The organism is Thiogranum longum (assembly GCF_004339085.1).
GTDB classification, from domain to species: Bacteria; Pseudomonadota; Gammaproteobacteria; order DSM-19610; family DSM-19610; genus Thiogranum; species Thiogranum longum.
The window spans coordinates 2,193,873-2,213,749 of the sequence record NZ_SMFX01000001.1; the positions used below are offsets into that span (position 1 = coordinate 2,193,873).

Annotated in this window: 16 protein-coding genes; 8 read left to right on the forward strand and 8 right to left on the reverse strand. The window is 55.3% G+C overall.

All coding sequences use genetic code 11. The features are described from left to right. The first annotated feature begins 7 nt into the window (after positions 1-7). From cheB to DFR30_RS10775, 5 genes are all read left to right on the forward strand, one after another. On the forward strand, positions 8-1,150 hold the full coding sequence (gene cheB, locus DFR30_RS10755; RefSeq protein ID WP_132973104.1) for a chemotaxis response regulator protein-glutamate methylesterase: 1,143 nt from the start codon (positions 8-10) through the stop codon (positions 1,148-1,150). Next, positions 1,119-2,192 carry a GGDEF domain-containing response regulator gene (locus DFR30_RS10760; protein ID WP_279386905.1) on the forward strand — a complete coding sequence of 358 codons (1,074 nt, stop codon included), beginning with the start codon at positions 1,119-1,121 and terminating at the stop codon, positions 2,190-2,192. Before cheB ends, DFR30_RS10760 begins: the two co-directional genes overlap by 32 nt. Positions 2,193-2,253: 61 nt before the next feature. Further along, the gene (gene fdxA / locus DFR30_RS10765) at positions 2,254-2,577 is read left to right on the forward strand and encodes a ferredoxin FdxA (RefSeq protein WP_132973106.1); all 324 of its coding nucleotides are present in this window, start codon (positions 2,254-2,256) and stop codon (positions 2,575-2,577) included. Beyond that, positions 2,574-5,468: a PD-(D/E)XK nuclease family protein gene (locus DFR30_RS10770; RefSeq protein WP_132973108.1), complete on the forward strand. Its 2,895-nt coding sequence runs from the start codon at positions 2,574-2,576 to the stop codon at positions 5,466-5,468. Before fdxA ends, DFR30_RS10770 begins: the two co-directional genes overlap by 4 nt. Beyond that, complete coding sequence (locus tag DFR30_RS10775) at positions 5,461-8,787, forward strand: UvrD-helicase domain-containing protein (protein WP_132973110.1); 3,327 nt, start codon at positions 5,461-5,463, stop codon at positions 8,785-8,787. Before DFR30_RS10770 ends, DFR30_RS10775 begins: the two co-directional genes overlap by 8 nt. Positions 8,788-8,792: 5 nt before the next feature. On the opposite strand, the gene DFR30_RS10780 is transcribed toward DFR30_RS10775, so the two are convergent. The 6 genes from DFR30_RS10780 to xerD form a co-directional block, all read right to left on the reverse strand. Further along, complete coding sequence (locus DFR30_RS10780; RefSeq protein ID WP_132973112.1) at positions 8,793-10,268, reverse strand: sensor histidine kinase; 1,476 nt, start codon at positions 10,266-10,268, stop codon at positions 8,793-8,795. Further along, on the reverse strand, positions 10,268-10,972 hold the full coding sequence (locus DFR30_RS10785; protein WP_132973114.1) for a response regulator transcription factor: 705 nt from the start codon (positions 10,970-10,972) through the stop codon (positions 10,268-10,270). The genes DFR30_RS10780 and DFR30_RS10785 overlap by 1 nt, the downstream gene beginning before the upstream one ends. Positions 10,973-11,083: 111 nt before the next feature. Beyond that, entirely contained in the window at positions 11,084-11,782 is a 699-nt protein-coding gene (locus DFR30_RS10790) for a spondin domain-containing protein (protein ID WP_132973116.1), read from the reverse strand. A 132-nt stretch (positions 11,783-11,914) separates the two neighbouring features. Next, positions 11,915-13,312, reverse strand: coding sequence for a TonB-dependent receptor (locus DFR30_RS10795; protein WP_132973118.1), 1,398 nt, complete (start codon positions 13,310-13,312; stop codon positions 11,915-11,917). A 32-nt stretch (positions 13,313-13,344) separates the two neighbouring features. Next, positions 13,345-14,088, reverse strand: a complete 744-nt coding sequence (locus tag DFR30_RS10800; RefSeq protein ID WP_207891879.1) for a DsbC family protein — start codon at positions 14,086-14,088, stop codon at positions 13,345-13,347. A gap of 63 nt (positions 14,089-14,151) precedes the next feature. Continuing rightward, on the reverse strand, positions 14,152-15,087 hold the full coding sequence (gene xerD / locus DFR30_RS10805; protein WP_132973120.1) for a site-specific tyrosine recombinase XerD: 936 nt from the start codon (positions 15,085-15,087) through the stop codon (positions 14,152-14,154). A gap of 97 nt (positions 15,088-15,184) precedes the next feature. On the opposite strand from xerD, the gene mobA reads away from it, so the two are divergent. Genes mobA through moeA form a run of 3 tightly spaced genes read left to right on the forward strand, consistent with a single transcriptional unit; the run spans position 15,185 to position 17,614 of the window. Beyond that, positions 15,185-15,805, forward strand: coding sequence for a molybdenum cofactor guanylyltransferase MobA (gene mobA / locus DFR30_RS10810; RefSeq protein WP_132973122.1), 621 nt, complete (start codon positions 15,185-15,187; stop codon positions 15,803-15,805). A 7-nt stretch (positions 15,806-15,812) separates the two neighbouring features. Further along, positions 15,813-16,352 (forward strand): molybdopterin-guanine dinucleotide biosynthesis protein B, encoded by a 540-nt coding sequence (mobB, locus tag DFR30_RS10815; RefSeq protein ID WP_132973124.1) that lies wholly within the window; start codon positions 15,813-15,815, stop codon positions 16,350-16,352. Next, positions 16,349-17,614: a molybdopterin molybdotransferase MoeA gene (gene moeA / locus DFR30_RS10820; protein ID WP_132973126.1), complete on the forward strand. Its 1,266-nt coding sequence runs from the start codon at positions 16,349-16,351 to the stop codon at positions 17,612-17,614. The genes mobB and moeA overlap by 4 nt, the downstream gene beginning before the upstream one ends. Positions 17,615-17,636: 22 nt before the next feature. Here the strand turns inward: moeA and trxA are convergent, their stop codons facing one another. Together trxA and DFR30_RS10830 are read right to left on the reverse strand one after the other, a co-directional pair. Then, positions 17,637-18,014: a thioredoxin gene (gene trxA / locus DFR30_RS10825; RefSeq protein ID WP_132973128.1), complete on the reverse strand. Its 378-nt coding sequence runs from the start codon at positions 18,012-18,014 to the stop codon at positions 17,637-17,639. A 101-nt stretch (positions 18,015-18,115) separates the two neighbouring features. Further along, a complete protein-coding gene (locus DFR30_RS10830) occupies positions 18,116-19,765 on the reverse strand; it encodes a GGDEF domain-containing protein (RefSeq protein ID WP_132973130.1) in 1,650 nt (549 codons plus the stop codon). Positions 19,766-19,877: the final 112 nt, after the last annotated feature.

A 19,877-nucleotide genomic window follows, 5' to 3' on the forward strand; every position in this document is an offset into this window, starting at 1 on the left:
CGGAAATATGGTCAAAATCGCTATCGTGAACGACTCCATGCTGGCCGTTGAAAGTCTTCGACGCGTCCTCCATGACATCCCCGAATACCAGTTACTATGGGTGGCAAACGATGGCGAAGAGGCTGTTGCCCGCTGTGACCAGCACTGCCCTGACATTATCCTCATGGATCTGATAATGCCAAAGATGGATGGTATCGAAGCCACACGTATCATCAGCTCGCGTCACGATTGCGCCATACTCGTAGTCACAGCCATCGTCGAAGGTTATGCCGGACGTGTTTTCGAAGCCATGGGTGCAGGCGCGCTCGATGCCATTAATACACCGGTGCTCGGCACATCGGGTAGTGGCGAAGGTGCCACTTCACTGATCCGGAAAATCAGAACCATTACAATGCTGATAAGTGACAAACCCTCATGCAGGAAATCCGGAGAGCACACCGCTCAGGCAAGCCATGCAGATATACCAGAGGTGCCACTGATCGCCATCGGCGCATCTACCGGAGGACCGGCAGCACTTCGTGAAATTCTCCAGGCAATTCCACAAGATTCGGGAGCCGCCATTGCCATCATTCAGCACGTTGATGAACAGTTTACTGCGAGCTTTATTAACTGGCTTAACGATTACTCCTCACTGTCTGTACGTGCCGCCCGTCCCGGTGATCACTTCCAGGCCAACGAAGTTCTGGTGTGCGGCCGTGAAGACCACCTGATAATGACATCCGCCGGCAGTCTTGATTACACACCGCATCCCATTGAGCAGGTGTATCGACCATCCGTTGATGTATTTTTCGAAAGCTTGTCAAAAAACTATAGAATACAGTCACTTGCAGTACTCCTCACCGGCATGGGGAAAGACGGCGCCAGGGGCCTGAAAATGCTCCGCGAAAAAGGCTGGCATACATTGGCTCAAGATCAGGACAGCTGTGCCGTTTACGGTATGCCAAAGGCTGCAAAAGAGCTTGATGCAGCAGCAGAAATTCTGGCACTGGGGGACATTGGGCCAAGACTCGCCCAATGGACGGAAAAAGTAAGGGCGACCGCCCAAGAGGATGGCCCTGGGGCAAAAGGGAGCCCAGGGGGAAAGGCCTCTTCCGGAGGCCGGGGAAACGGAAACCGGAATGAACATGGAAAACGATCAGTCAGAACCTGATATCAACAGCGACAACGCACGTTGGGCTGTAGTGCTACTCGTCGACGACCAGCCAATGGTCGCCGAGGGTATACGGCGTATGATTGCAGACGAACCCGACATCGAATTCCACTACTGCTCTGACCCGAAGCAGGCACTGAGGGACGCCACCAAAGTGAAGGCGACGGTCATTCTGCAGGACCTCGTAATGCCTGAAATTGACGGCATGACACTGGTACGCTTCTATCGTAACAACCCTGCCACACGAGACGTACCCGTCATCGTACTGTCCAGCAAGGATGACCCCAATATAAAGAGTGATGCCTTCAACCAGGGCGCCACTGATTACCTGGTCAAGCTACCGGAGAAGGTTGAATTGCTGGCACGTATACGCGCTCATGCCAAGAGTTACCTGGCTCAGAAAGAACGTGATCAGGCGTTTAAATCCCTGAGAAAAATGCAGGAACAACTTGAAATCATGAATCATGAGCTGGCGCACAGTAACCAGGAACTGCAAAGGTTGTCCTCACTCGACGGACTGACAGGCGTTGCCAATCGTCGCCAGTTTGATGAGACCCTGGATCAGGAATGGCAACGTGCACAACGCACTGATATGCCCCTGTCGCTGATTTTTGCCGACATCGATTTCTTCAAACGCTACAATGATCATTACGGCCATCAGGCCGGTGATGACACATTGAAGAAAGTGGCCGGCGCACTATCAATGACTGTGCACAGGCCGGCCGACCTGGTCAGTCGCTATGGCGGCGAAGAATTTGTTATGGTGTTGCCAGATACCACGCTTGAAGGCGCAGTGACGGTAGCCGAGAAGGTACTCGATAGCATCAAGGCTCTTAACATCCCACACGAGAATACAGATCAACACGACCGGGTCACTCTCAGTATTGGTGTAGCCACTCTGAGCCCGGGTGACAGGGACAAGCCCGACCGTCTGGTGGAAGCCGCTGACAAGGCGTTGTACCGCGCCAAGGAAGCCGGTCGAAATCGCGTGGAATCCTCAAACCCTGCCCAGGGCGAAGAAAAAGAACGCGCGTCCGTCTGAAGGTTAGAAACACCCCCCCTAAACCGTGTATCATGTGCGACTGTTGAATCAGGAGCCTGTCATGACCTTTGTAGTAGGTGAAAACTGTATCAAGTGCAAATACACGGATTGTGTCGAGGTCTGCCCGGTGGACTGCTTCCATGAAGGTCCGAATTTCCTGGTCATAGACCCGGAAGAATGTATCGATTGCACCCTGTGTGAACCGGAATGCCCCGCCGAGGCCATTTTTCCGGAAGACGACCTTCCGGAAGGTCAGGAAGCATTTCTTGAGCTGAATGAAGAACTCGCCCGGCAGTGGCCGGTCATCACCCAGCAAAAAGATCCGCCACCCGATGCCGACGACTGGCTAGGCAAGGAAGGCAAACTCAAACTGCTGGAACGTTGACGGCCTGCCAGCTTGTTCCGTTTTCAGCAGACCCGCTTGCTGCCACCGCGCAGCAGGTGCTCGAACACTACCGTGACAAGCTGCCTGATCTGAGTCGTTGCCAGATCCTTCTGCCCGATATGCAGTGCGCACCGTCGCTGCGCGCCGTTTTACTGGATCAGGCTGATGCACTGGGTTACCCGGCCCTGCTCGGACCCCGGATCGATACACTGGACAGTTGGCTGGCAAGTTCCACTCCTCCCCGCAAGACTGTCATCGACCGCCCCTCGCGTGAACTGATCCTCGCCGAAGCGCTCCGCAACAGCAAATCGCTCTACGCTGATACCGACCCCTGGCTGCTGGCCGATGAGTTACTCACCCTGTTCGACGATATGACCCGTGCTGAACTGATGCCGGAGGACTATGACGCCTTCGAGGAACAGTTGCAGAAGGCGTATGGCCTTCGCCAGCCCAGCCCTGTGCTACAGCAGGAAGCCTGGATGCTGTACACACTATGGTGTGCATGGAGACAGCAACTGGATGAAGACCAGTTGACCGACCCTGCCAGTGCACGCCGCCAGCAACTGGAAGACGACGCAAACCGCACCAGCAGTCAAATTCTTTGGCTGGTCGGCTTTACCCGCTTTAGCCCGGCAGAGAGCCGCTGGCTGGAGGAACGCCTGCAGCGCGGTGAAGCGCGCCTGATCCTGCACGGCGACACGCAGGGAGAGGGTTATCATCCACATACCCCTCTAAACGACCTGCTTGTGCAGCTGAACCTGGAAGCACCTGTTTCGACTACCCCGAAAAAGGGAACTGACGCCTTTATCAATGCACTGTTCGGCGATACCACACAACATCTGGCTGAACGTGCACGGTTGTTTGCGGATAGCGGCCACGGTAATCCTTTTGTCGACCGGCTGAAAACCTTCTGCGCTGACAACCCCGAGCAGGAAGCCCAGGCTGTGGCGATGCAGATTCGGCTCTGGCTACTGGATGATCCGCATGGATCCATAGCCATTGTCACCGGAGACCGGCGCCTTGCACGGCGCGTGCGAGCCTTGCTGGAAAACTCACAGATATCGCTCGACGATGCCGGTGGCTGGGCCCTCTCCACCACCAGTGCCGCCGCCCTGCTGGAGCGCTGGCTGGAAACGGTTGAGGAAGATTTTGCCTGCGCACCGCTGCTGGATGTTCTCAAATCACCTTTCCTGTTTGGTGACAAGCATGATGAACACCTCGAGCAGGTACGCCGCCTGGAACAGGATATTATCCTGCATGAAAATATTGCACGCGGTCTGGATCGTTATCGCCATCATCTCGATCGCCGCAGTGCACGTCTGCCGGACTGGGGTGAAGCCTCCAGGCAGGCGCTGCATGAACTGTTGAACCATCTTGATCATGCCGCCAGCCCGTTACTGGCTGCACTGGAAGAGATTCATCCCGCCGCTATTTTCCTCAATGCCCTGGCAGAAAGTCTCGATGAACTCGGCGCCACTGAAGCGTTGCAATCCGATGACGCTGGCCAGCAGTTGCTTGTACTGCTCGATGAATTACAAACTGCCAGCCAGTTCAGCCCGGCGGGGCTCAGCTGGCGCGAGTTCCGCGACTGGCTAGGACGCAACCTGGAGCGCAGCCATTTTCACCCGGCCAACAATGGCAGCCCGGTAAGACTGCTTACACTGGAACAAAGTCGTCTACAACGCTTTTCCGGCGTGGTGTTTGCCGGCTGCAGCAGGGACCAGTTGCCCGGGAAGCCGGGCACGCACGCCTTCTTTAACCAGCGTGTTCGTAGTGAGCTTGGGCTTCCTGCCTGGTCACAGACACTCGCCGAACGCCTGCACCATTTCTGTCGCCTGCTGTCCGGCAACAGCCGGATGCTGCTCACTCGCCACCTTGAACAGGACGGCGAACCGGTTGCGGCCAGTCCCTGGCTGGAATTACTGGAAGTTTTTTATCGTAACGCCTTTGGCACGTCACTGGCTGATACCTCACTGGGCACTCTGCTAAAACAACCACAGGTATTTCCGGCTACACCGGATGACAGACCCCTCCCGCACATCACGCTCCCGCCTGCGCCACCTTCACGACCTGCGCTCCTGCCCGACCGATGGTCGGCTTCCACGCACCAGCGTATTATCGATTGTCCCTATCGCTTTTTTGCCGCCGATGCGCTGCGCCTGAAACCTGCAGAAGAAATTACCGAGGCACTCAGCAAGGCTGATTATGGCTCACTGGTGCACCGCATTATCCAGGCTTTCAACAGTGATGTAGACGGGCTACCCGGTCCCTGGCAGGGTTCGATTGATGAGTCCCGGCGTGATGATGCACAGGCGTTGCTCAAACACATCAGCCTGAATGTCTTTACGGATGCCATGACCGAAAACTTCGAGGCGCGCAGCTGGTACATACAGTGGAGCAGCGTGCTGTCAGAATACCTCGACTGGGAAATCAAACGACGTGAGGCATGGCCGTGGCATGAATCAGAAATCAATGTCGGGAAATCACTGACAGACACCCTGAAAATTGGCGGACGCATTGACCGACTCGACCGAAACAGCAGCGCTGTTGCACTGGTGGACTACAAAACCGGTGCCACACCTTCCGCACAGCAGGTTCAGGATGGCGAGGCCGTTCAATTGCCCAGCTACGCACTGGCTGTAAACGATGTCATACAACTCGATTACCTGAAAATCGGCAAGGACACCATCAAGCCGACAACCTGCGCCGACCGTGAAACCCTCGGAGCATTACTGCCGGCCCTGCTACAACGACTGCTCACGCTTGACACCAGCCTGCAACAGCAGGCTGCCCTGCCGGCCTGGGGTGACGACAAGACGTGTAACTGGTGTGAGTTTGACGGTCTTTGCCGTCGTGGCATGTGGCAGCGAAAGGCCCCGGAAGATGACTGACACACCACTGGCCACCGACCCCTCTGCAAGCTTCAGCGTACTGGCCTCCGCCGGTACAGGAAAAACCTGGCAACTGGTTGCACGACTGACGCGTCTTCTGCTGGCCGATGCCGCACCCGACAGCATCCTCGCCATCACCTTTACGCGCAAGGCTGCCGGTGAAATGCAGCAGCGACTCGGTGAACGCCTCGAAGCATTACTGGAGGCCGATGACACTACGCTGAAGAACATGCTCGAGGAAATCGGCGAAACATCCACTCCGGCTACATGTCACCGGGCACGTGGCCTTCTGGAAGGCTGGCTGCGCAGTGAGCACACCTTGCGTACCACCACCTTCCACAGCTTCTGCCAGGAGTTGTTGCAGCGCTTCCCGCTGGAAGCCGGCCTGCCACCCTCCTTTGAACTTACCGAAACGACAGAAATACTGGTAGATGAAAGCTGGGATGCGCTGTTTGCGGAAGCCACCCGGGAAACCGGCAGTGAACTGGCGAATGCACTGGAGCGGCTGTTTGAAGAACTCGGCTCCCTGTACAGCACGCGTAGCGCGCTGCATCAGTTCGTCGAACACCGCAGTGACTGGTGGGCCCTGACTCGCGGCGCCGGTGACCCTGCAGACTACGCTACCCGGAAGCTGGCTTCACAGCTGGAACTCGATCAGCAGGACAAAATTCCGGAACAATTCTGGTGTGATGAAACACGCGAAAAACTCGCGGAGTTCTCCCGGCTGCTGGGATTGCACACCACCACAGCTAATCTCAAACACATTGATCAACTTGAACCCTGCCTGACCCGGCCGATGGATGCACCGACAGCCATATCACAAATTACGGGTGTCTTCATGACCGGGAAATTCGAACCCCGGAAACGCAGTGTAACTGCCACACTGCAGAAAAAAATGAGCGACGCAGGCGCACAGCATTTTATTGAATTGCATGAAGACTTCTGTTCGCAACTGCAGGCCATACGGGAAGTGGAAAATCGCAGGCGCACCCTGCGTGTCAACAGCGCCTGGTATCTCGCCGGTCAACGCATGCTCGAACATTTTCAACGCATCAAGCGGGAGCGCCGGCTACTGGATTTTTCCGACCTGGAATGGAAGACCTTCAGCTTGCTGAATGATCCGGATCATGCGCACTGGATACAGTATAAACTCGACCAACGCATCGACCACCTGTTGATCGACGAATTCCAGGATACCAATCCGACCCAGTGGCAAATGATCCTGCCGCTACTGGAAGAAATGGCAGCCGGCAGCGAGCGCCGGCGCAGCGTGTTTATCGTGGGTGACCGCAAGCAGTCTATCTATCGCTTCCGACGGGGAAACCCGGCCCTGCTGGATTGTGCTGCCGACTGGATGAACCGGCACCTTGATGCCAGCAGTCTTCACCTTGACCAGTCACGACGCTCCTCACCGGCAATTATTGATGTGGTCAACACAATATTTACTGACCCCGACATGCAACCGTTACTTCCCGGCTTCCAGCCTCACAGCACCCACCTGAAGGACACCTGGGGTCAGGTGGAGGTGTGGCCCCTGATCACGGCACCGGGCAACGAGGATCGCCCCGGAACCGGTTATCTTCGCAACCCGTTGCAGACGCCGCGACCAGACACGCGGGATTTGCGCCACTACCACGAGGGGCAACAGATCGCCGGGCGTATCGAGCAACTGGTGCAGGAACAGGTTGCAGAATACGGCGACATCCTGGTGCTGATGCGTTCGCGCACGCACCTGTCGGACTACGAGACCGCACTGCGTGAGCATGGCATCCCCTACCTGAGTCGTGACCGGGGCACCTTGCTGGAAAGCCTGGAAATCCGTGACATGGAAGCATTGCTGACCGTATTAATGACACCGCAGGACAATCTTGCTCTGGCACAGGTACTGCGCTCACCCCTGTTTTCACTGGACGATTCCGTATTGTGCGAGCTTTCACGACCTGCTGGTGGTGTCTGGCTTGAACGCCTCAGTGTACTGGCAGCGCAACAGGATTGCGCGCCTGACATTCAGCGTGCAGCCCACCTGCTCACACACTGGCGAGTACTGGCCGGGCGTATCCCGATTCACGATTTACTGGAGCAGATCTTTCACCAGGCAAATGTGACCGCTCGCTATCGCGCAGCAGTACCCGGCACACAGGCTGCACAGGTCGATGCCAACCTGGGTCGCTTTATTGAGCTGGCACTGGAAGTTGATAGTGGACGTTATCCGACACTGCCGCGTTTCCTCGAACGCGTTAAACGCCTGCGAGGACTGGACAAGGAAGGCCTGAGCAAGGCAACACCCGAGGCCGGGCAACAACGTGTCAATCTGCTCACCATTCACGCCGCCAAAGGGCTGGAAGCACCTGTAGTATTCCTTTGTGACACCACCAGTCAGGGTAGTCCGCCCGGCACCACTACACTGGTGCGCTGGCCTGCCGGTTCGGATCGCCCTACGGATTTTCTGCTGCCCGGCAACAAATCGCAGCGCGATAGTATTACTGAAGAATGTTTTCAGCTGGAGCGCGTTGAAGATACCCGGGAATCCGCCAACCTGTTATATGTTGCCCTGACCCGGGCGCGGAATATGCTGATCATTTCCGGCTGTCGACCATCGCGCGGTGATCAGCTCGGCTGGTACGGCCAGATCAGCAACCCCCTCTGTGGAACAACGCAACCGGAGACTGTTTGGCGGCACCGCTTTGGAACACCTGTCGTGAAACCCGCTTCGGCGACCGAATCGCCGGAGAGTGAAGTGCTGGTCGATGAACGCCTGCAACAGCCAATCTGTATCGGACAACCTGAGTATGAAATCGCACCCAGTCGCAGCGCTGACGATAATGCACTTTGTTCAGGCGAAGCGTCGGGGCAACTGCGGGGCATTATCATCCATCGCATGTTACAACTGGCTACTGGCCAGAAAGCGGTCAATAGCACGATAATCGACCGTATTGCGAAAGAACAGGGTATCCGGCCTGATGACAGTCTGCTTGCTGCCTGTCGTGAAGAAGTGCAGACCCTGTTTGACAAGGAAGAACTTGGCTGGATATTCGCGCAGGATTCCCGGCAGTGGAACGAGGTCCCGGTGCAATACAGAAAGGATAACCGTACGGTATACGGCATCATCGATCGCTTGCTGGTAACAGACACGACTGTCCACCTGATCGACTACAAGTCACACCGCATCACAGACATGAAAAACCCCGGTGCGCTGGTGAAGCACTACCGTCCGCAGCTTGAATTGTACCGTGAGGCAGTGGTACGCCTGTGGCCGGAATACAAGGTCCGCTGCTATCTTCTGTTTACACACAGCGCGACACTGGTAATTGTTGAATAGCAGCTTCAGGAAGCCATAACACTGGCATTTAGCGAGAACTCGAAACGGGCACCCTGACCCGGCTTGCTGCTGACGCGGATCACACCACCATGCAGCCGGACAATATGCCGGGCAATTGCCAGCCCCAGGCCCGCGTGGTGCCCGCTTCGGGCAGCGTTATCTCCTCGATAGAAACGTTCAAATATTTTCGGGATATCTTCTTCCGGTATCCCGCTACCGGTGTCTTCCACCTGGATTCGCACAGCGGAGTCTTCCTGACGCAGGGAAACTGTAATACGCCCCCCTTCCGGTGTATGCCGCAAGGCATTCGAAATCAGGTTGACCAGAACTCTGTCAATCAGTGCAATATCGCCATCGACAAACGGAAGGCTGTCGTCACACTCGAGACTTAGCCGGACACCCTTTTGCTCCGCCTGCAGCTGAAACTTCTGGATAATATCCTGCGCCAGCTCGGCAACGGCGAATGGCTCTGTTTGTACCGGCGAGTCACTTGCGTCCAGTTTTGCCAGTTCAAACAGCTCGTCAACCAGTCTCGTCAATCGCCGACTGTGCTGCAACGCAATATGAAGGTAGCTGGAGCGTGTTTCCGCATCAAAGGCCTCTGCCTTGATCTGCAGGGTTTCAATATAGCCATGCAATGCTGCCAGTGGCGTACGCAGATCGTGTGACACGTTGGCCACCAGTTCACGGCGCAGGCTGTCCTGCTTTTTCAACGCCTCGATCTGTTCCTGAATGCACTCGGCCATACGGTTAAAACTTTCGCCCAGCGACTCGATCTCATCACTGCGCCGTGATTCCACCGGCCAGCGAACAGGTTCTCCGAAATCACTCTCGCTGAAACGTTGCATCAGCCCCGCCAAACGGTTGAGTCGACGGGTAAGAAGACGAAATACCACAAGGCCAAACAACAGCCCGACCACAAGACTGGCCAGCAGAGAAGCTCCTGACAATTGCAACAGGAAATTATTCTGGAATAATTCCTCAAGACGTTCATATTCCTGACCGCGCAACACAACATAAAGGTAAGCGGGTGTCCCGTCATCCATCGTCAGGCGTGCAGCCGAGAAAACCTTGCGTCTTTCATAACTGCGCGGATCATCACCCAGCAGCGGAAACGCTTCACCAGAAAAAAATTGCTTCACGGGTGTGAGGTCAACACGTTCCCGTTTCACCTGGCCAGGGTCAGCGGAATAGGAAAGAATACGACCGGATCTGTCGAGCAGATAGATCTCGATATCCGGGTTGACCATCATGTAGTGATTGAAGGTTTCCTTGAGTGCCTTCTGATCCAGCATGCCATCCTTGAGCAGGTTGCGGCCAATCACCAGCTTGCTGGCAAGGTCCCGGTTCAGACTTTGAACAAACTCCTGCTGGTAGTGCCGCGTCATACTGGTACTGAGAAGCACATACAACAAACCGATGCCTGCCAGCAACAAGGTAAGTGACAATGCCAGTCTGGAAAAAAGGGTACGGGGAAACATCAGTTCAGCACTTCGTTGAAGCGATACCCCACACCCCATACTGTAAGGATGTAGTGTGGCTCGGCAGGATTTTTCTCGATCTTGGAGCGCAAGCGGTTGATGTGGGAGTTTACGGTGTGCTCGTAACCTTCATAATGGTATCCCCAGACCTTTTCAAGCAACTGCGTACGCGAGAACACCTGTCCGGGGTGACTGGCGAAATGCAGCAACAGGTCAAACTCACGCGCTGTCAGCACAACTTCCTTCCCGGAAACCTTCACTTGCCGTCTCGCCGTGTCGATCAGGATATCACCCGCATTCACCGGCATGGTCCGCCCGTTATCCTGCTTTCCGTGTGCCTCCATACGACGAAACTGTGCCTTGATACGCGCCATAAGTTCCGGGAAACTGAAAGGCTTGGTGATGTAATCATCAGCCCCGGTTTCCAGGCCTGCGACGCGATCCTGCTCAGCGCTACGTGAAGTCAGCATCAGGATTGGCACACGGGATGAATGAACCCGTAATTGCCGGCACACCTCCAGTCCGTCCAGCCCTGGCAGCATAAGGTCCAGCACAACCAGTTGATAACTGTTCTCCCGAAACAGCTCAAGCGCTGTATTTCCGTCACCTGCAATGTCTGCATCGCAACCCAGGTCACGGACGTGAAACTGGATCAGCTGGGCGATATCGGCATTGTCTTCGACGATAAGTAAGCGGTAAGCCATCTGCTGTAATACTCGAAATTCGGGTTGTTGTCATTATAGCCACAGTCTTGAAAGAAAGGCTCCCGGGCATACCGGGAGCCTTTCCGGATAATAGCTGACAGAAGGTGGTTTCTAACGCACGGTAACAGTCACCTTTGCCACAGGGTTCAACCAGTGGTGTACAGCAGCATTCAGGTCACTGATACCACCATTTGCATCCATATCACCCAAAACACCGCGATGGATGTGTACCAGCGAATTCTGCTCACTGTCGGTAACGCCCGTTGCACCGGTTCCACTGTTGCCACCCGGGTCAGCCGGGATGCCGGGAACACCCGGAGCGCCCCCACCATTGATGATTTCACTGTTGGCTTCGGTGCCGGCATCGTATCCGTTGATGTAATAGGTATAGGTACCGCGGCGTTTGGGAATACGCTGCGCGTCCAGCCCCATAAACCCGTCATTGGTTGGCAGCAACATGGCAACAATCGACAAATAACGATTACGCTTGTGTGTTTTCAGGTAAGCGGTCGCTGTTTCGCCCGGACCAAGCAGGCCTTCTGCCGGGTCGGCCGAAATATCGGCATCTGCCGTCTTCAGGTCTGAAATCAGGCCGGAGATGTCACCACCCTCTGCCATTGCCTGCAAACTGGCTGAAGCAGGTTCACCGGGCTCGAACAGGTCTGTGTTTCCGTTATGCGTCGAAACCAGTAGCGGGGTGTAATAGATCCCATTGGTCAGGTTGGTAACTTCAACGGTCAGCTCCCGTGCCTGTGCTGTTGCGCTGAGCCCCCCGGCCAGTACCAGGCCTGTGATCAATTTTTTCATCATGACGTGCTCCTTGTAGATTTGTGTGATGCGGAATGATCTCCGGGCTACTTTGTACCGCCCGGAGTTCACGCGGCTATCACGCAAATCTCACGATTCTGTCACGATGTCTGTCAGATACTGGCTGGCGTCTCGCTAGCTCTCACACTGGAACAGGCGTTTTTTGCGGATAATCTCCGCAACGGCACCCGGAACCATATCAATCCAGCTGTCATCTCCCTGGCGAATTTTCTCCAGTACCGAATGAGAAAATATGGACAGATATTCGCGGCGGATATCGGACAATTCGCGGATATAGCCATTCTCCAGAAGATATAGATACAGGTGCTTGAGATGTGATGGAATACTCAGATTGTGAACAGTTACCAGGTCATTGTCGTCCTTGCCCAGTGCCGGGCCGGCGTACAGCCGGAGGTCATTCCTGAACATGCGCCCGAACGATTCCAGGATACCGCCTTCCAGGCTTTCATAATATTTCTCGTCAAATACCTGTTCCAGTGTCGGCACACCAAGCACTATTCCAACCGGACACTGCGTATAACGAAACAGGTATTCCGCCAATCTGTAAAATGCTCCACAGTCTGAAATCATTACATGCTTGCCCAGCGCACAAAGAATTTCTGCACGATGCAGATAATCCTCCACATCGATTTCTTCTCCCTCGACCAGATTGTGCAGGGTCATTTCACTCAACACGATGACATCATCAGGATTAACATCAGGCTCTTTGCCAAACGCTGCATGTGCGCTGTCGAGCAGATTCATGTTGAGGTGGGTCGGTGGGCGGAAACGACTGCGCTCAACCAGTACCGCTTTTTTATACAGCGCATCGGCTGGCTGTACCACATTGCCATCAGCCTGGAACATGGCAGCACTGGACAAGCCGTATTGCACCAGTCGCAATGCCATCAGGCGATTATCAATATCGGAAAATGCAGGGCCACTGAAATCGATCATATCGATTTCCAGCAATTCGGAGGAAAGTTGATCGAGCAATGACCTGATCAGCGCCTCGGGTTTTTCATGAAGGTAGAGCGCGCCAAAAATCAGGTTGACGCCGAGAATGCCGAGTGTTTCCTGGTCCTGAAGACTTTCCTGCCCGCGCAGACACACGTGTACATCGATCTGTGAAGCCTCTTCGCCGGATCGCGTCTGGAAGCGAATACCGAGCCAGCCGTGCCCCGCCTGCTGGCGTACAAAACTGTGCGTGGCTACCGTATTGGCAAATGCAAAAAACGCGCTGGAATCACCACGTTTCTTCTGCAAACGTTCGTTGACCAGCCTGTATTCATGCTTCAGCATGGCCTGCAAACGCTCGCGGCTGACATAACGCTTGCAACTGCCGTAGATCGAATCACTGAAGGTCATGTCGTAGGCAGACATGGCCTTGGCAATAGTGCCCGCTGCACCCCCGACCTGGAAGAACCATCGCGCGGTTTCCTGCCCCGCACCAATTTCCGCAATCGTACCGTATTTCCCGTCGTCCAGATTTATTGTCCGCGCCTTGCGGTGAGTATCCAGTATGGATTCCATCTTCGCTCCCTGAACCAGTTGGATGGTGTTGCCTACTTGCTCCCAACCCTGACCTGATCAAGCATTTCGGCCATCTGCTTTGGCGGCACATAACCCGGAGCTGACTGACCGTTCTCGAACAGAATATAAGGTGTCCCGCGCAACCCCAGCTGCTCAGCGAGGCGCATGTGCTCGTCGATCGGGTTACTACAGGTCTTTTTCGGCACCGGGCGTCGATTCTTTGAATCTGTCAGTGCCTGTTTTCGATCATCCGCGCACCAGACCGATACCGCCTTGTCATAAGACGCTGTGTGCGCACCGGAGCGCGGGAAAAACAGGTAACGAATTTCAATCCCCCTGGCCAGGTATTCATCCATCTGGCTGTGCAACTTGCGACAATAACCACAATCAATATCCGTAAACACGGTTACAACGTGCTTTACTTTTTCCGGCTTGAAGATAATCATCTTGCTTTCGTCGAGCGCGCTGACGAGCTGTTTCCTGAGGTTGGCCCGTTTCGCCTCGGTCAGGCTCTTCCGGGTCCTGAAATCGATGAGATCACCCTGCAACAGGTAATGACCATCGTTGCTGATATAAACCACCTGGGTACCAATCACCACTTCGTAAAGCCCGGCTACAGGCGTTGCTTCGATGGAGGTGACGCCGGCACCGCCCAATGCGGTGCGGATGGCGGCCTTGTCAGCTGCCTCATCAGCACTGACAAACGTGGGAAAGCACAGAATCATCAATGCCATAAGGGCTATTTTAACTGCATTCACAATAACTTGACCTGTCATTCTAGAATCGGTTCCGGGATTGGACAGTGATTCCGTGTATCGGTTCAGCATTCTAACCCAGACTCAGCCTCTGGGGTGATGGCGTTCATGCAGCTGCCTGAGTCTTTCGCGGGCGACATGGGTATAAATCTGTGTGGTAGACAGGTCGCTATGTCCGAGCAGCATCTGTACGACACGCAGGTCAGCGCCATGATTCACCAGGTGCGTGGCAAACGCGTGCCGCAAGGTATGCGGCGACAAATGCGTGGAAATCTTTACTTTTAAGGCATATTGCCGGATCCGGTACCAGAATGCCTGTCGGGTCATGGCGCTGGCCTTGCGCGAGACGAACACCGGTTCGACCGAGGCGCCACGCAACAATACCGGGCGCGACGCTTCCAGGTAGCGGGCCATCCAGCGCAATGCTTCGTCACCGACCGGTACCAGACGTTCCTTGTTGCCCTTGCCGAGCACTTTGACGACGCCCTGGTTGAGGTTGATCCGGTCAGCCGTCAGTGACACCAGTTCCGAAACCCGCAGCCCGCTGGCATACAACAGTTCCAGCATGGCGCGGTCGCGTATCCCGATAGGCTGGTCAGTATCCGGTGCAGCAAGCAACTGTTCGACCTGACGTTCACTCAATGTGTGCGGAAGCGGTCGATCCATTTTGGGAGAGGGTATGCTGGCAGTCGGGTCATCCTTGCGGCGGCCTTCGCGTACCAGGTAACGATAAAAACGCCGCATAGTCGACAGGAGCCGGGCATTACTGCGCAGTTTTCGACCTGAACGATACTGCGCGGAAAGGTAGGCATTAAGTTCGAGTGCTCCGGCATCGGCCAACGGCACGCCCTGTGTCTTCAACCAACCGGCAAAACCTGCCAGGTCCCGGCGGTAGGCCGCCAGGGTATTCTCACTTAAACCGTTTTCCACCCACAGGGCATCGACAAAGCGCTCGATCACTGCATTGTCTGCTTCGCTGCCTGGTACAGCGGGTTCTGTTCCTGAAAGACTGGCTGGCATGGCTCTGTTGTTTGTCCGAAACTCTGCAATACCGTATCACAATCGCGCCCCTTCAGTGATGCCGTGCTAGACTCCGGCTTCCGGAACCCGACACGTTATGACTGCACGAAACCCCATACCTCTCACGGAAATCAGTCTGCTTGTTCTCGCTGGTGGCAAGGGTAGCCGTATGGGAGGGCACGACAAGGGACTGATGGACATTGCCGGGAAACCCGCTATCGAGCACCTGCTTGAGCGCTTCGCCACGCATCCTGGCCCTCTTATGATCAGTGCAAACCGCAACCTGAAACAGTACGCCGACTATGGTTACCCGGTACTCGAAGACGCCTCGGGTAACTTCCCCGGCCCTCTGGCCGGCATGCTGGCCGGTCTCGTAGCTGCGCCGGGCCGTTACCTGCTAACACTGCCCGTCGATGCACCACTGGTTCACAACGACTACCCGGCACGTATGGCCGCTGCATTTTCCGAATGCGGCAGCAATGCCTGTGTTGCCAGCCTCAACCAGCGTATCGAACCGGTGTTCTGTCTGCTCGATGCTACGCTTGCACCGGCATTACGGGATTATCTCGAACGTGGTCAGCGCTCCGTCAACGGCTGGCTTGGTGAGATCGGAGCCGTACCCGTCGATTTTTCCGATTCACCACAACAGTTCATCAACCTGAATGTTGAGCAGGATCAGAAAAAATTGCAGCCGTATCTGACATCATCACCACACTGACACGACCATGAATCAATATACTGCACCCTTCCCGGTTATCGGTTTTGCCGCTTACAGTGGAACCGGTAAAACTACCCTGCTGACACAGCTGCTGCCTGCGCTGTCTGCGCAGGGATTGCGTATTGGTATGATCAAACATTCACACCACGATTTTGAAATCGACAAACCCGGCAAGGACAGTTATCGCCTGCGGGCAGCCGGTGCGCAGCAGATCCTGATCGCATCGCCACACCGCACTGTATGGATCGGTGAAAATACACAACCTCGTGAGCCGCAACTCGCCGCTCTGCTAGCGCGGATTATGCCGGACAGTGTTGACCTGGTACTGGTAGAAGGGTTCAGACACGTCGAATTCCCCAAAATTGAACTGCACCGCACCGCAACCGGGAAACCACTGCTGTACCCTGAAGACCCTTCCATTATAGCCATTGCCACGGATGAACCGCTGGACACCACATTACCCTGCCTGGACATAAACCAGCCACAGACGGTCGCCGAATTTATTCTCGAAACCATTGCCACCAACCGGACAGGTACCCAGACATGAACGACACCACCAAAGACTGCTGCGCCGATCCGTCACAAAAACTGCTCAGCGTTGAACAGGGCCGCCAGCGTATTCTCGACGCCGTACCCGTCATCGCAGATCATGAGCAACTGCATTTACGTGCTGCATTGAACCGCGTACTGGCCGAACCCGTAGTTTCAGCCATCGATGTACCACCGTTTGCAAACTCGGCCATGGATGGCTATGCCATACGCCACGAAGACTGCTCAACGGCATCACCCTGCACATTGAATATAATCGGCACATCGTTTGCAGGCACTCCCTTTACAGGCGAAGTAAAAGCGGGCCAATGTATCCGCATCATGACAGGTGCAGTCATGCCGGATGGAGCAGATACTGTTTTGATGCAGGAAACGGTCGAGCGCGATGGCGAAAAGATTCAGTTTGACCCGGCCGGGGTAAAAGCAGGACAGCACGTGCGCTATGCCGGCGAGGACACCCGCACTGGCCAGAGTGTGCTCGAACCGGGCAAGGTGCTGGGTCCGGCCGAACTGGGTTTGCTGGCATCGGTCGGCGTCGGTGAAATCCGTGTCTGGCGCAGGCTGCGTGTAGCTTTCTTCTCGACCGGCGATGAACTTGCCAGTATCGGCACGCCTTTGCAGGCCGGCCAGATCTATGACAGCAACCGCTATGCACTGTACGGCCTGCTGAGCAATGCCGGGATCGATTTCCATGACCTCGGCGTTATCCCGGACCAGCGCGAAGCCGTGCGTGATGCTTTCAGGCAGGCCGCCGATATGGCGGACCTGGTACTGACCTCCGGTGGTGTATCCGTCGGCGAAGCCGACTTTGTCACCGAAACACTGGAAGAGCTGGGTGAAATCAACTTCTGGCGCATGGCCATGAAACCGGGCAAACCACTGGCGTTTGGCAAACTGGACGACGCGGTTTTTTTCGGGCTGCCGGGAAACCCGGTATCGGCAATGGTGACCTTTTACCAGTTTGTTTTGCCCGCCATTCGCAAGATGGGTGGCATACAGATGCGCGAGCCACTGGTTTTTGAAGCACGTTGTGCCAACCCGCTAAAAAAGGCACCTGGCCGCACGGAATTTCAGCGTGGCGTACTTCAACACAGTATGGATGGCAGCTGGCAGGTATCGACAACCGGGCTACAAGGGTCGCATGTACTCAGATCCATGAGCCTGGCCAATTGCTTTATTCTGCTCCCGGCGGAGAGCACCGGTGCCAGTGAAGGCGAGAATGTACTGGTTCAGCCCTTCTGTGATCTCGGGGAGCAATAAACGGGACGAATTCCGGTAAGCCTTACTGCTCGCTCTTGCCAGCCTGCTGTTCAGCGATATCGGCACGTACCTTTTCCATGTCCAGCGCCCTGACCTGCTCAATTAACTGGTCGAGCGCAGAGGCTGGCAAGGCGCCGGCCTGGGAAAACACCATGATTCCCTCACGCAGGATTGCCAACATGGGAATGGAGCGTACCTGGAAATTCGCAGCCAGTTCCGGCTGGGCCTCGGTATCCACCTTGCCGAAGGCAATATCGGGATTGGCTTCTGACGCTGCTTCAAATACCGGGGCAAAACTCTGACAGGGACCGCACCACGATGCCCAGAAATCGAGAAATACAATATCATTGTTCTCGATCGTTTCCTTGAAATTATCCTTCGTGAGTTCAATCGTCGCCATGTGCAATCCTGTTACATCAGTAGTGGAAGTGACGCCAGTGTAGCAAGCACTTCAGGCAGGAAAAACCTTGAAAACAAACGAAAGGAAGAGTAGAGAGGGAATCAGTTATCGCCACGCTGGTGACGTTCACCGGACTGGTCATCCGACGATGATGGTTCATCATGTTCAGACTCGGTATCCCCGCTATAGGTCGCATCAAGTTCAACCCGGTTACGGCCCAGCCGTTTGGCCCGATACAAGGCCTTGTCTGCACGTTCGATAAACGCACTCGCGGTCTCACCCGGCTTGTACAGGGATACACCGGAAGAAAAAGTCGGAATCGGAATCATCTCGCCATTCGCCTGCCAGCGAGTTTCCTGGGCACGCTTTCTTACCTTGGTCAGGGCGCGCATCGACCCTTCTGCATCAGTATTGGGTAACAACACAGCAAACTCTTCCCCGCCATAGCGTGCCACCAGGTCATGATGCCGGAAGATGGAAAGAATGCTCTTGGAATACAATTGCAACACTTCATCGCCGCCTGCATGGCCATATTTGTCGTTGATCTGCTTGAAATGGTCGAGGTCAATCAATGCCAGCGACAGCGGGAAACCATAGCGCTGCACACGCGCAACTTCATCCTCGATACGACGCAGGAAGGCACGTCGGTTCGGCAACCCGGTCAATTCATCGGTAAGACTGAGCAGCCTGACACGCGTCAGTTCGTCACTGAGCTGACGACTGTCAGATTCGATCAATTGCAAGTAATGATGTGTATTGTCCAGCTTCTCGGCAAGATCATGATGGCCCTTGGTCAGCTTTTCGATCTCGCGAATCAGGGTCCAGCGAAGGTCTTCCAGCTCCTTGCCTTCACCGGCATGACGCAGTTCGCCGAGGACAACTTCCAGCAGCACCCCGAACTCCTCGTTCTGCGCAATGGTACCTTTCACCTGTTCGTTCAGTGTTGACTGGAGTTTCTGGATATCACGGCGTTTTGAATCCAGGTGACTGCGGTATGTGTTATCGACCTGGTTTTCATCTGCAACGGCTGTGCCCTGTTCCAGGGGTATGGATTCGTCCTGGTCAGACTGGTCGGGGTGCACTTCGCCTGAATCCTGCTCCTGCTGTTCTTCCGCCCGGCGCGCCTCGGCGCGATCATCAGCACGACTGAACGGCCATTCGTGCTCCTCTTCGACGTCTACCCGGTCCAGCCGGGCAGACGGCGGCTCAGCCGATTGTCTTGCTTCGGTATAGGCCTGCTCGACGGGTGCAGCTGCTTCAGGCTCAGCAATCTCGACGGGCTCAGGAACCGGTTCAGCTTCGACAGGCGTTTCCTGTGCGGGCACCTCTGCGACAGGCTGTGTATCGATAATGCCGAATGACTCCAGCAGCGGATTGACTGCATTCTGGAAAAGGCCTGAATCAAGGTTACGAATCGCTTCGATCTGGGTAGCGTAAAGCTCGACATAATCACGCAGGATTTCCAGGTCACCTGCCGTCAGTGGAGGCTGGAGGCGGGCCTGAAGCAAGCGCACCTGCACCTGTAACGGGGACCCCTCCCGGAGATGGTTAAGATAGGCGCTCAGCAACTGGTTGATCAAGGTGACGTAGGCACGCTCGACAACATGCTGGTTATCAACCACATCATCGAGCATGCGCTCGACCTGCCGGTAGATAACACTCCCGGTCTGCGAATGGCGCAGCGCATCCAGCATGCTCAATATCTTGTGCACACCAGCCGCTTCAATCCCACTGAGATTTGTTGCGCCCATTCTGTTGACCAAAACTCCTACGACACCATCGCCCTGTCGGGCTCTATCGTTTTATTGTTGTTTAACCGATTGTTGTTTTTTTGCCGGCCCTGCCGGAAATTCAATTTTTTAC